15 protein-coding genes are annotated in these 13,030 nt (G+C 45.5%); 4 read left to right on the top strand and 11 right to left on the bottom strand.

The genetic code is table 11. The annotated features are described in order from the left end of the window. Positions 1-20: 20 nt before the first annotated feature. Complete coding sequence (locus RB297_RS05215; RefSeq protein ID WP_255250498.1) at positions 21-518, top strand: AAA family ATPase; 498 nt, start codon at positions 21-23, stop codon at positions 516-518. Between the two features lie 244 nt (positions 519-762). Here the strand turns inward: RB297_RS05215 and RB297_RS05210 are convergent, their stop codons facing one another. From RB297_RS05210 to RB297_RS05200, 3 genes are all read right to left on the bottom strand, one after another. Next, positions 763-948: an FIMAH domain-containing protein gene (locus tag RB297_RS05210; RefSeq protein ID WP_375120569.1), complete on the bottom strand. Its 186-nt coding sequence runs from the start codon at positions 946-948 to the stop codon at positions 763-765. Between the two features lie 173 nt (positions 949-1,121). Then, positions 1,122-2,258, bottom strand: a complete 1,137-nt coding sequence (locus tag RB297_RS05205; protein WP_375119942.1) for a sensor histidine kinase — start codon at positions 2,256-2,258, stop codon at positions 1,122-1,124. Next, positions 2,255-2,941 carry a response regulator transcription factor gene (locus RB297_RS05200; RefSeq protein ID WP_375119941.1) on the bottom strand — a complete coding sequence of 229 codons (687 nt, stop codon included), beginning with the start codon at positions 2,939-2,941 and terminating at the stop codon, positions 2,255-2,257. The genes RB297_RS05205 and RB297_RS05200 overlap by 4 nt, the downstream gene beginning before the upstream one ends. 628 nt (positions 2,942-3,569) lie before the next feature. Between RB297_RS05200 and RB297_RS05195 the strand changes: the two genes are divergently transcribed. Beyond that, positions 3,570-3,971: a DUF6223 family protein gene (locus RB297_RS05195; protein WP_375119940.1), complete on the top strand. Its 402-nt coding sequence runs from the start codon at positions 3,570-3,572 to the stop codon at positions 3,969-3,971. 234 nt (positions 3,972-4,205) lie between these two features. On the opposite strand, the gene RB297_RS05190 is transcribed toward RB297_RS05195, so the two are convergent. Further along, positions 4,206-5,819, bottom strand: coding sequence for an ABC transporter permease (locus RB297_RS05190; RefSeq protein WP_375119939.1), 1,614 nt, complete (start codon positions 5,817-5,819; stop codon positions 4,206-4,208). Between the two features lie 23 nt (positions 5,820-5,842). Next, the gene (locus RB297_RS05185) at positions 5,843-6,724 is read right to left on the bottom strand and encodes an ABC transporter ATP-binding protein (RefSeq protein ID WP_096773891.1); all 882 of its coding nucleotides are present in this window, start codon (positions 6,722-6,724) and stop codon (positions 5,843-5,845) included. A 323-nt stretch (positions 6,725-7,047) separates the two neighbouring features. Here RB297_RS05185 and RB297_RS05180 point away from each other — a divergent pair, with 323 nt between their 5' ends. Further along, positions 7,048-7,644, top strand: coding sequence for a TetR/AcrR family transcriptional regulator (locus RB297_RS05180; protein WP_375119938.1), 597 nt, complete (start codon positions 7,048-7,050; stop codon positions 7,642-7,644). 157 nt (positions 7,645-7,801) lie between these two features. On the opposite strand, the gene RB297_RS05175 is transcribed toward RB297_RS05180, so the two are convergent. Continuing rightward, a complete protein-coding gene (locus RB297_RS05175) occupies positions 7,802-8,155 on the bottom strand; it encodes a DoxX family protein (protein WP_036660610.1) in 354 nt (117 codons plus the stop codon). Positions 8,156-8,294: 139 nt separating this feature from the next. Between RB297_RS05175 and RB297_RS05170 the strand changes: the two genes are divergently transcribed. Further along, positions 8,295-8,663 (top strand): winged helix-turn-helix transcriptional regulator, encoded by a 369-nt coding sequence (locus RB297_RS05170; RefSeq protein WP_096773888.1) that lies wholly within the window; start codon positions 8,295-8,297, stop codon positions 8,661-8,663. A gap of 27 nt (positions 8,664-8,690) precedes the next feature. Here the strand turns inward: RB297_RS05170 and RB297_RS05165 are convergent, their stop codons facing one another. The 5 genes from RB297_RS05165 to RB297_RS05145 all read right to left on the bottom strand — a co-directional run bounded on the left by RB297_RS05165 (position 8,691) and on the right by RB297_RS05145 (position 13,018). Next, positions 8,691-9,431, bottom strand: coding sequence for an ABC transporter permease (locus RB297_RS05165; protein WP_145036672.1), 741 nt, complete (start codon positions 9,429-9,431; stop codon positions 8,691-8,693). Beyond that, positions 9,428-10,339 carry an ABC transporter ATP-binding protein gene (locus RB297_RS05160; RefSeq protein WP_213578762.1) on the bottom strand — a complete coding sequence of 304 codons (912 nt, stop codon included), beginning with the start codon at positions 10,337-10,339 and terminating at the stop codon, positions 9,428-9,430. The genes RB297_RS05165 and RB297_RS05160 overlap by 4 nt, the downstream gene beginning before the upstream one ends. 17 nt (positions 10,340-10,356) lie before the next feature. After that, a complete protein-coding gene (locus RB297_RS05155; protein ID WP_277745954.1) occupies positions 10,357-10,767 on the bottom strand; it encodes a DUF3021 domain-containing protein in 411 nt (136 codons plus the stop codon). After that, the gene (locus tag RB297_RS05150; RefSeq protein ID WP_096773884.1) at positions 10,764-11,222 is read right to left on the bottom strand and encodes a LytTR family DNA-binding domain-containing protein; all 459 of its coding nucleotides are present in this window, start codon (positions 11,220-11,222) and stop codon (positions 10,764-10,766) included. Before RB297_RS05150 ends, RB297_RS05155 begins: the two co-directional genes overlap by 4 nt. 413 nt (positions 11,223-11,635) lie before the next feature. Continuing rightward, positions 11,636-13,018, bottom strand: coding sequence for an ADP-ribosylglycohydrolase family protein (locus RB297_RS05145; RefSeq protein ID WP_375119937.1), 1,383 nt, complete (start codon positions 13,016-13,018; stop codon positions 11,636-11,638). Between the last annotated feature and the right edge of the window lie 12 nt (positions 13,019-13,030).

Below are 13,030 nucleotides of genomic sequence, written 5' to 3'. Positions count from 1 at the left end.
GATGAGACGAGGTTATAACTATGGAAAGAAAATTGCCTTTATTTATCGTAACAGGTGCAAGTGGGTCTGGGAAAACATATGTCATCAAGGAACTGCGGAAAATGATGCCTGATTTTGATATTTTTGATCCTGATGATCTTGTTGAATTTATCGGACACGATTGGGAGAACATGCGAAATATTTGGCTGCGAGTTGCACGCAACATCGTTGAAAGTGGACGCATGACTATCATATGCGGCACCATGATGCCTTGGGATATTGAAAAATGTGCGGACTTTCCTTTTTTTAAGCATGTATATTACCTAAACCTACATTGTGATGAAGCTACTCGCGAAAAACGTCTACGTGAAAGAAAGTGGTCTAAGGAAGAGATTCAAAACCACAAAAACTTCGCAAAACGATTGCTTGAAATTGCCGATGAGGTCTATAACCCACCAATGCCTACCATTGATACAACGGATACCGACGTAACCGAGGTTGCCTCTCGGATAAAAGAGTGGGTTCACCAATACGCTTGAAATAATGGTCGTGGGAGTTTAGCTAAACTTATGGAAAACGTTAGTTGAAAAAGCAAGGCTAGAAGGAATGATGGAAGGCAGAGACGAGTATGTAGAGAAAGTCGTTGAAATAATTTTAGATGGTTATTAAACTAAAGCGAGGCAAATGGCTACATGCACGAAAGCCTAAAGATAATGATTTCATCCACGTAAACAGCGTGTACCGATAGGTACACGCTGTTTAGGCTTAACTCTAGCATCGATTTCAACTGTCCAATTGTTGATTTAAGATATTCAGCAGCTCCGCAGCCTGGAGCAGCAATGCCTCCTTGGCGGCCGGAACGATATAGTCATTCATTTTCGGATCTGCAAGATCTCGGTTGAATTTCTCAAGTTGGTGGAGAGCCTGAGTCGTATGTTTTTTGAGCAATTGATGTTCGGTCTGTTTCAGGGGCCATATATAATGTCAATGTCTTTAAATTCTCTATAAATATGCTTTGCCTATACTCTCCCCAAAGGTCCTGTCTCAGCCTTATTAAGCTACCAGACCTGGATATATGAGGAGATTGAACGTAAATGGAATTCCTGCAAGTTCATATGCCGAGTTATCAACTTTTATAGACATCATCGCCCTATAGGCAGAAAAACGGTAAATGTAGTACCTTCATGAGACTGACTCACAACGCGGATGAACCCGCCGTGGGCTCTTACAAAATGATGGGCGATAGATAACCCGAGCCCCGTACCGCCTGTATGCCTCGAGCGCGCTTCGTCTACGCGGTAAAATCGATCGAATAGGTAGGGCAGCTCTTCCGCCGGTATTCCGATGCCGGTATCGATCACCGAGACACATGCAAAGAACGCATTCCTATCAAAGACCCGGTCTTCGATTTCAACAGTAATCTTCCCTCCACGAGGCGTGTAACGAATCGCATTAGTCAGTATATTAATGAATACCTGCGTTATCCGTCTCGCATCGGCCATAACGGTAACCGGACTCGAAATCGTATAAAGACAAACGTCTAATCCGTTTTCTTCCGCTTCGTATTTCACGTCGTCCACAATTCGTTCTAGGTGCATCGTCAGATCGAGCGGTTTGCGTTCGAGTGACAACCGGCCCGATTCGGCCAGCGACAATATATGAAGATCGTTCACAAGCTGACTGAGCCGGATTACCTCATCGTGAAGCCGAAGCAGCATTTCCGGCGGGACATGATGACCGGCCTGCTGATAATTCTCCAGTTTAAGCTGCATCACGGAGAGCGGCGTGCGAAGCTCGTGAGCAATGTCGGCCACCAGTCGCCTGCGGGTCTCTTCGGCTTCACGCAGACGGAACGTCATATCGTTGAACGTTTGGGCAACTTTCCCATACTCATCTTTCGTGTCTACAGGTACTTTGACATTCAGGTCACCCTGCGCCACGCGCTCTATGGCGGCTATAAGTTTTTTGAGCGGGAGGGTAAGCACCCCCGACATCCAATAACTGAAGAACAACCCGATCGCAACAAACAAGAACAAGCGCACGCCGTGCGTGACATTAAGCAGTTCGTTCAGCTGCATATTGTCAAGGATATAAGATTTAAAAATTTCGATTTGCTCTTCGGGCGATGCGCTCAAATAGTTGGCATCGATTTGTTCCCTTTGAAATTGATCGATCAAGCCGCTTGTGTAAACCTGCGTTGTCAGGGAGAACGTGATGCTTACAATGAAAACGATCAGTCCCATACAGGCAAACATTTTCATACGGACCGTCATCTTCATGTACGTTCACCGAACCGGTAACCGAAACCATATACCGTTTGAATATATCGAGGATTGGCAGGATCGTCTCCCAGTTTGCGGCGAAGATTCCGGATATGGGAATCCATCGTTCTTTCGTATCCCATGTACTCATCCTCCAAAGCAGCCTTTAACAATTGCAAACGGCTAAAGACAATGCCGGGACGACCCGCGAGTGTGAACAGAATTTTGAATTCGGTAGGTGTCAATTGGAGTTCCTGACCGTCTTTGAATACCTGACATTTGGCCTCGGAAATGATCAGGTTGTCTCTTTCCAAGAATATCGACTTGTCTTCAGGTCCGCGTAAACGGCGAAGCAAAGCTCTGATGCGCGATGCGAGCTCGCGCAAGCTGAACGGCTTCGTCAAATAATCATCTGCGCCAATTTCCAGACCGACGATTTTATCTGATTCTTCCGATCGGGCCGTGACCATAATAATGCCGCAATGCGAGGTTTGTCTTATCTCGCGGCATACGTCGATTCCGCTTTTTTCCGGGAGCATCCAATCAAGCACGACGAGATCAGGCCGCTCAGACCGGGCGATCATGAGCGCTTCCTTGCCGGTACAGGCTGTCAATACCTTGAACCCTTCACGTTGCAAATAGGTCTGCATCTCCTCCAGCATTCCCGGTTCATCCTCCACAATCAACAATTTTGGTTCCATTCCCCTCACATCCTTCCCTTAGTTTGATTCCATAGCGAGTACACGCCGCTTACCGAAAATTATAACGTGATTAGGTAGGTTCTTAAAGAAATCCACACAAAGAGCGGAAGATCTGCATAAGTTCTCGACATTTGTTTTGTAAACTGTCTGTGAAAGGAGAGAGATAGCCGCGAAGAACAACAAGGACAATGAATATGGGAATCGGATTCTGAGAAACGTAATTTTTGAAAACGGAAGGATGAACTGCGGATTGTATACGATATCGATTGAGAAAGCGCTGTTTGAACTCGGCATTAAGGGGGGATTATCCGGCAATTCCGTAACAATTGAGTAGAACGGAAGTACGACAGTGCTTGATCAGATCTAAATAAACAAAAACGTTTGAATTAGCTGAGTTCAGCACAGTCATTGCATACGGACGAGTGTACTGATCGTTGGAACGTCTAGGCCAGAAATGAGAATCTAGGAGGAGAACCCTGCTTAAAGCGGGCCTACGTACCCGCAATGATATTGTCGCCAGGTTTTGGTGGTAAACAGATCTTACTAGTTGATCTAGCAGGAACTCCTATCAAACTCATGAAGTCTCCTTGCAAATGATGAAAAAACAACCGAGAGGGGTAATTAACAAATGAAATTGAAGCTAGTTACATTCGTAATGCTTTGTGCATTTCTACTTGCTCCAACTATTGCCACTGCTGAAGTGACCAACGGTAATGTCGGATACGGATTAACCCCCGGGCGACTCTGGGCCACGATGGACGCGGTGGTGGGCCTGATCAGCGCGGTCATCGGTGGGCTGTCTCTGGCCCGCTCCGTACGTCGTACCGGAAATGGTGGGCGAAACGGGTCGATCGTGGCCACGGTATTAGGGCTGATCGTCTTAGTCTACGCTATAGTGCATCTGACCATATTCACTGGTGATTTCGGTACCGGCGCCGGGAGAGCTGGGGCGATCATTGCTATTGTAATGGGGCTGATCGGTGTGATCCTCGCTGGGCTAACTCTGGTCCGCTCCCGCCGCGCCGGCTGACCCGACAATGATGCTTCCTATTCCAATACTTAAAGGTGGTTTAAGCCAATGGGCGGATCTACGCGATGGATGAAGCACTACCGCGTTTCAGCGAATAATGGCGGGCGAGCAGTTTGGCAATATTGTTAGTTATACAGATAAACTTCGTAAATGAAAAAAACGGGCTGAATATGTAGGATTCAGCCCGTTTTCTGTTCCATTTATATCAAAGTATGAGATCAGTTTATTTATCGGTTAAGCTCCTTCAACCATATCCCGTTTGCGATATCCCACAAAGCCCAAAACCATGAAGGCAATACTGATCGCTGAGATCGCAATAAAGGTGGCAGCATCAAACGGATCTACCGGCATCCGTGGAATCCAGCTTTGAACGGCTGTTTTCGAGAACCATTCCGGCAACTCCAAAATGCCGCCAAAGTAGTTTAGAGCAAAGGAATAGCCAAGGTACGCATATACGCTTTTGCCTAGTCTAGGTGCCCAACCTAAAGCCAAAGCGGCAAGTCCGGTAAAAAACAACACGGAAGGCAGGAAGTTATAACCAGCGGCGATAAAATCCCCCATGTTCATGGGCGAGCCGTCACCCATGGCAGCAATGGCCGTCCCGCCAAGTCCGCTTGAAGCGAGCAAAATGCCAACGATTCCAGCAACGATAGCCAACATGACACTCGTCCAATATAGCTGAGCTCGCGTCACTTTGGTCGCATAAAGCTGACTTAAATGCAGCCGCGTTTCTTCCGAGAACAGTTTGTTTACGATTGCAATCGGCAAGATGGAAACCATTCCGGTCATGACCATCATAATGGTTCCGGTAAAGGCTTCTTCGATGGAAACGCCGGATATCGTAAACATTTGACTCAGAATTTCATTGCTTTCTAGGAACGTCTGCATATCTCCATAAATCGAACCATAGGCTGCTCCCATGATGACGAAAGCAATCAACCAGCTGATTATTACGCCTTTGTTCAACTTCGTAAACAGGCCGGGTACGGATAGCAATGATTTTTTTGCCGACTCCCGTCCTTCACGTTCGGGCAAATAACCGGCTCCCATATCTCGGCGGCCTTCAAGGCCAAAAGCGATGATCACGACGATGACGCTGAAGACTATCGCCACAATTAGGGGGACCCAATGGTTTCCTGTAAAAGGATAGGTTAGATACGTCCAACCCATCGGATTAATCATGGAGAGATCCGTATTCGACACATCCGTTCCGGCGCGAAAAATATATAGCAAGCCTACAATTCCGAGTGATGAACCGGTTGCACCGGATGAAGTCGGCATGATTTGTGCCATAACTAAGGCAATTACGGCTCCCAAGATCCCGGCCATGCCGATGGATGCGCCAAACAAAAAGGATCCTTCGGCCGAAATCGTATCTGCTCCATAGCTAGTCATCATTCCGCCAATCACGAGTGCTAATATCATATTGATCACAACAACTTCGGCAATTACCGCAAGCGAGTTGGCTTGACGGCCCACTTGGAAGGAACGGACGAGTTCAGTCAGCCCAAGATCTTCTTCTTTGCGAGTATGGCTTACTACATGCAATGCAGCGACAATCATCGCAAACAAACCACAGAATAACAACATTTCGTGCGCATACATCGCGCCCAAAGTATAATCCGCCGATGTCTCAACCGGTGTCGGACCAACCATGGAAATCATGGCAGGATTTTGCAAGGTTTCATACATTCCTTGCAAACCTTGTCCCTTGCCGATTTCTTCAAAAGCAGGAACAAATCCGGCTGAAAACAAGCCTAAACCTAAAATCCAGATGATGATTTTTTTCCAATCACGTTTCAGATATTGGACGAATAGTACACGCGAACGTGCAAATTTTTCTTGCATTATAATTTCCTCCGTTTCCGCCCTTAGACTTCATAATGACGCATGAATAAGTCTTCCAGCGTAGGCGGCACGGACTCAAACTTCTTGACGCCCAATTTTGCCGCTTCGGACAAAATTTCATTGATACATTCGTTATCCGCGGAAAATGTCGCTTGATTGCCGGATTGCTTGAAATCATGGACACCGTTAACGGATGCCATTATAGCCACATTGTCTTGCGTTACCATCGTTACCGTAGAACGGGTTAAGTGACGCAGCTCATCCAATGTCCCGGTTTCAACCACTTTGCCTTGGCGAATGATGACCACTTTATCGGCCAGCCGCTCCACTTCGCTCAAAATATGAGAGGACAGTAAGATGGCTTTTCCTGCAAGCTTGATTTTTTCGACCTCATCCTGGAAGACGGCTTCCATCAGCGGATCAAGGCCGGAAGTCGGTTCGTCGAAAATATACAAATCGGAATTAACGGCCAAAGCCGCGATCAGGCCGACTTTTTGCCGATTTCCCTTGGAATAGCCCTTGGCTTTCTTCTTCGGATCCAATTCAAACCGTTTAATCAAATAGTCGCGTTTATTTTTGTCTCCGCCGCCATGTAATTTCATAAATAAATCAATGATTTCACCGCCAGTTAAGCTGCCCCAAAGCGCCACATCCCCAGGAACATAAGAAATTCGTTTATGAATCTCAAGGCTGTCTTTCCATACATCCTTGCCAAAGATCTTCGCTTCCCCGGCATCCCGACGGATAATCCCAAGTAACGTACGAATTGTTGTGGATTTCCCCGCGCCGTTCGGCCCGATAAATCCGACAACTTCCCCGGCATTTACCGTAAATGATACGTCTTGCAACGCTTTGAACTTCCCGAAGCTTTTTTGCAAGCCTTGCACCTTTACAATGTTTGTCATAGCACTAAAACTCCTTCTTAACCAGTTTTAGTAACGTGCTTTCCAGTCTAAAGCAAAGCTTCAACTTGATAAATAATGAACTGAATATTTAGATATAGTTCATATATTCGCTGAAAATGCTTTGTTTTAAACCAAAGTTCATTTACAACTTCAGTTATACACCCGATTATGGTCATAGTCAACGCAAATAAAGCTAAGTTTAGAACTCTGATGCGTTTGATAATTCATAATTTCGCTATATAATAAATAGGAAGGAAAATTACGAACTAAAACCTCCGCAATAATTTATTTTAGTCATAATCGTTAGAAAGCAGGAATAAGGAATGAATGGTTTTGAAAAGAGGACGCAAGCGAAGAAAAATCAAGTCTTGGAGGCAACTTTTGACTTGTTGAATACCGAAGCCGGCATCGAAAATGTAACAGTGGATGAGATAGCTAGACATGCCAATGTCGGTAAAACGACGATATTTAAATATTTTGGGAGCAAGGAAAACCTGATCCACGAGGTGTTTAAATATTTTTTAACTCAAATGGGGGAAAATGCCCGAGAAATCATGGCCGAAAATAAACCCTTCGAAGAAACGATCATTGCCATGAGTCAGATCAAAATTCATTTTCTGGAGAAGATCAACAAGCAGTTTTATTTCGATTTAATGGATTATTTTACAAAGAAGGACGATAACGGATTATCACTGATGATGCAGGAGTACGTCAACGAAAGCTACAGTCTTATGTTGGATTTATTTCATCGTGGGCGCAAAGAAGGCAAGGTTGATCTGAAATATTCGGATGAATTTCTTCTGATATATTTCCAGGCCCTGGTTGAAGGGATATCCAGCCCGCATATCTACCAAAGGATACTCCCTTATACCGCCCAGTGGACGGAATTGCTGGTAAAAGGGATTGCGCCAAGCAAATAAAGGTAGAAGAATGAGAGAGTAAGGGCAGGATCGTTTGAGATCATTAACGGTGGACCGTACCATCGATCGTGGTAGAGCAGAGAATCGACCTGCAGGTCGATTCTCTGCTGCTATATTCACTACTGAAACATTGAATCCAGCTTCGGCAGATGCTGGTTTAAAAACGACCGATCACAATAAATACAGTTAACACAAAGAAGACAACGTTTACGCCTATTTCTCGATGCTCCTTGCGTGCAACATGGTATAGGGCGCCAAGAAGAACGATTGTGGCAAGACCTGCAGCGGCAATAGGCGTCAATATGGGCGCGATATACATCGCTAGTGGCAGAATAAGTCCGAAAGCTCCTACCAATTCTGCTACCCCAATAAAGACGACGAACGCTTTGGGAACGTCTTTCACCCATCCCCAAGACGCGTTGGCTTTTTCAAACTGAAACGCCTTCAACCATCCTGAGTAAACAAACCCCAGCGCAGCAAGCCCTTGAATGATCCATAATGCGATATTCATGAATGGTGCTAACCTCCTTATTACTTATTTGCGTTCTCTGAGGTTATAATAGTCTAGTAATTGGGTTCAATGAAGTAGGCACTTTATCTAAACATAGTGAATAAAAAGTTACCTAAGGTACAGGGAAGCGGGGAGTTCAATGAAAGAGTATTGCAAATTTGAATCAGCGCTTGATATTTTGGTGGGGAAATGGAAGCCCGTCATTTTACTTCAACTGATTTCCAACGGCACCATGAGATTCAGCGAGCTTCAAAAATCGATACCGGGTATAAACAAAAAAATGCTTACCCAACAGTTAAGAGAGCTTGAGTATAACGATATTGTACATCGAGAGGTTTATAACCAGGTCCCTCCAAAAGTAGAGTATTCAATTTCCGAGTATGGCAAAGGTTTAAGCACGGTGCTAAAGGCATTGAACAATTGGGGAGCGGCTCATATGGAGCATATGAATACGCTCTATGGAGTAGATCGTTTCAGGTATGAAACCGGGTCAACCGATTATAAATGAGGCGATGCAAGTCTTCTTATAATATTCCTATTTCCCGCTCCACCGGAAAAACCGTGTAGCAAGCACAACAGATACAATGGCAATGCCAATCAAAACAGCTGCTTCAAAGCCATACTCCGTAATTGGCGCTTCTGTCCACGTCCCCCGCAGCAACTGAATGACGTAATAGAGCGGGAGTATTTTCGCTGCATATTGAAGAACCGTCGGCATCATTTCCAGCGGGAATGTCGCTCCTGACAGGAACAGCATCAGGTTTAGAAATAATGAACTGATTGCGGAAGCAGCCTGAGTGTTTTTTGCTAATGAGGTCAGGAATAAAGCAAACGGGAAAAAAGCGAGGATGCTAATAAGCAATGAAAGCAGGGTGCTTCCGATGTAGGCCGGCAGGGTTAAATCGTAGAGCAGCATGCCAAAGACCATCAGAAGCATGGCGGATATTGCAAAGATGACGGTCCCTTGAAAGGTATGGGCGGCGAGGATTTTCCATGGCTGGAGCGGTGTTGATTGATATCTTCGCAATACGCCCGTTTCCCGGTAATTGGTTAAAACAGTTCCCAGAGTAAAAAAGGAAGTGGTTACGATATTGACGCCAATCCACGAAGGAACAAAATATTCCGCAAAAGCCTTTTGACTCATGTTATCTCCAACAAACATGGATCCAAACAGCCCGATCATCACAATAGGAAAGAGAAACGTCCAAAACATGCTTAAACGGTCTCTAAAGAACATTTTCGTTTCTAAACTGGCGAGTTTTACGATTGCGTTCATCCGATCTTCTCCTTTTCTAGGTACTGGATAAATAAATCATCGAGAGAGCCTTTTTCAAACCTGAAGCTGGACAATCGGATGCCTTTTTCCTGACAGTAACTGAAAATGTGATAAGCCGTTGTCTGTTGGTCATCACAAAACACTTTAAATTCGTCTTGATTCTTTTCAACGCGCTCCACGCCGGGAAGCGAGCTTAGATATTCGGGGGCGACTCCTTCACTGATAAAGGTAAGACAATTAGCAGCACCTTCGTTTAATAATTCACGAGGGGAGTTTAAAGCTTTTAATTGGCCGCTGTAAATCATCGCCACCCTGTCGCACAGCTGCTCAGCTTCTTCCATATAATGCGTGGTCACCACAATCGTACTTCCACGATCCCGTAACAGCCGGATCAAAGACCACATTTCCCGCCTTGCTGAGGGATCAAGACCCATGCTCGGCTCATCAAGAAATAAGATTTCAGGCTCATGCAGAGTGGCTAAAGCAAGAGTTACCCGCTGCTTCCATCCGCCGGATAAGTCATCAAATTTTACGTTCAGCTTTTCGTTTAAGCCAAGCAATTCTATGAAATGATCTTTTTTCGTGGCATTATCATAAAATGAAGAAAAGAGATCCAGCGCTTCTTTTACTTTCATTTTCTTCTGGATCGAAGTGGCTTGAAACTGGACACCAATTCTCTTGTTCAACTCCCGAAGCTGCTTATTGGGAACGAGTCCAAGGACTTCAACCGCTCCCTCGCTTGGATCAGAGATTCCTTCCAGGATTTCGAGGGTGGTCGTTTTCCCTGCGCCGTTCGGCCCGATAATTCCGAAGATTTCACCTTTGTAAACATCAAAGGAAAGATTCTTTACTGCCTTGGTCCCGCCAAAGTTTTTCGATAGATTGCGAACTGTAATGACACTCTCCATGCGTTTTCTCCTTTTATTCAATGTCTTCTAAGATCGTTATTCAGCTTTCTCGATTCATGTTTAAAATAAAGATAAAATCCAATCCATCCGATGGCGTAACCGATAATAGAGATTCCCAGGAATATCAAAAAGTTCTTTACATTAATGTGAATCCAGCCGATCCATTGGCCTAATAAAAAGTAGACGATGGTGACTGTTAAAAAGTGCAAGGCAGTTTGTATGGGCAGGCGAAGTGAGCGGATTTTGAAATAGAGGGGTGTGACATTAAACAGCCAGCCGCAGAATATATAGCCAAATGCATTTTTAATAAAATGCATTCCGTCTATTGTCGATTGTCCGCCAAAATAAATAAGCGCACTTGTAGTCATTACAGCAATAAAGGCCCCGAAGAATATACCGATCATGCTTCTGAAAAGAAATGCATTCATTTCGTTTCCCTCCTGTTCATCTTTAAAATTTCTTTAATTCGGCCAATGTAATGACGCGAAACATATTCTTTTTCACCTGATTTAAAGTGAACGCAGAGGGTCCCGTTAAATGATGGTTCGAAATGGCTCATTGCATGCAGGTTCGCAATGACGGATTTTGAGATCCTGATAAACCGGTGGGAGGGAAGGGAGTTTTCGAGCTCATATAATTTTTCTTTTATTTTAAAGATTCCTTCTGAGGTGGCGGCTGTGACCACATCGCCTTCTGTACGAAAGTAGTGTACTTCCTCGTGCTTAATTAAGTGCTGGTTCTCTCCATCTTTTCCGACGATCAAATCCATGTCATTCTTATTGAGGTACTCGAGGATCTCCTGGATGGCTGGGGTCAATTCTTTGCAGTGAATCGTCACCGTTGTTTCTTCGTTGCGCGGGTCGATGTCGAGTGAAATTTTCATGTATAGACGGCTCCTCCATTCCATACGCTCTATAGGTTTAGTATAGATGGCGATTTTTCAATTGTCATTAAAACAAAGGCGACACGCAGGACGCGGGTAGTAAGATGCATGTATCGGCGTCCGACCTGCAGCAAAGCAGATAAAATACTACACGAAAATGCATTAAGCCTTCAAAAATGAATTATCGAAATGAGCTCATCGGACGTACAGAACACTTGCCAAGAGGAAATTATTGGGGGGGTTACACAGATTATTATTTAAATGCTTTTAAAGTTGATGTTCGGGTAATTTCTCAAGAGGAGTTTGATAAAAAAGAGAAGGCAGCTGGTCAGAGCGATCAGCTGCCTTCTTAAGTGAACGGACATATTAGTTTAATATGATACCGCATTATACTCGATTCATCCTAAATCATGTTAATGCTGCAATTTTCCAAAGACGCGATAGCTTCTTTGCGCGCATTCGGAGATGGCAATGGGGTGGAAGCCACTGACATCGGCATACAACGTATCGTTTAGCGGCGAGATCCACTTCTCAGGAAGCGCCGCCGCTCCAAGCGATGCGCCAAGAATGGAGCCGACGGTGGCGCCATTGCAATCGGTGTCCCAGCCTCCAAGTACGGCTGCCGTAATGCCTTTCTCGAAATCCCCTCCGGAATGAATGAGCGCTGCCGCGCATAATGCAGCATTATTATTGGTATGAACAGGGTGATAGTGTTTAAATGCTTCCCATATTTTACTCACCAAATCTATTGTGTCTTCCGTTTCCTCGGCAATGTTGACCGCTAATGCGATATCTTCTGCAAGACGGCTGTGTTTCGGAATTTCACTCAATCCGATCTCAACAATTCGCTTCATATCACTTTCAACGAATGCGGCGGCAATCATAGCCGAGCAAAACATGGCGCCATAAATACCATTCTTCACATGGGAGAAGGAAGCGTCCCGCCAAGCAAGCTCAGCTGCAAGCTGGGGCTGGCCGGCAGCACCGTATGCATAGCCGTCCACACGGATTTGGGCGCCGATCCATTCGCGGTAGGGGTTTAAATAAGAACGGCCCCATTGGATGTGTTTCTCCCAGTCATCTGGTCGATCGCCGCTAATATGTGAAGTGACGCGAGCGAAATTAAGATAGGACTGCGCTTCAGCCGTGAATACCTGCCCGAATGACAAATGACGATGCCACAGCTTGCCCACATCCCAGGAGTTGAAATCGAGCCCGCGTTCCTCAAGCATGAGCAGGCCGAGAACGGTATATCGAATATCATCGTCCGTTTCCATAAAGCGAATATTATCCCGGCAGCTGGCCAAGCTGCTCCACCTTGCTATCTCGATACTGTACTCGGCTTCTGCAGTTGAATCGCCCGGTGTATAGTGGCAAATCGGCCATTGCCCTGCGCCTTCGAACCACAACTTAACATTGTGCCAGCCGGGTCTTCCGCCCGAGCCTTGCATGAAGGAAGGAGCTTCGAGAGGTTTTCCGAGCGCACAACCAGCCGAACGGCCGAGCCACGCACCATGAAATTTATCCTGCCATTTAAGCTCATCCCAGTTTCCGGACAGGAATCTCGGTCCATCCGGACGTTCGGCGCGAATGGCCTCCAATTCCGACGGCTCGAAATACTTGAAATCCTCATGCGGTTCAAGAGCCATTAAAGCCTGGTATACTTCCATTAACTTTGATTCGTCTGTGCCGGCTGCTTCCAGCCGCTCGGCCATCCCCTCAACATGACAGCCTTCTTCTCCGCGCTGTTTGATTTCATCCCGAACTATTTCCCTCAGTCCAATCCATTTCGTCATCAAGGTTGCCCT

Origin of the sequence: Paenibacillus sp. CR_12, from assembly GCF_041953985.1 — a bacterium.
Classification (GTDB): Bacteria; Bacillota; Bacilli; order Paenibacillales; family Paenibacillaceae; genus Paenibacillus_AQ; species Paenibacillus_AQ lautus_A.
The sequence above is the reverse complement of the archived record's forward strand: the minus strand, read 5'-3'. Positions and strand labels throughout refer to the sequence as shown.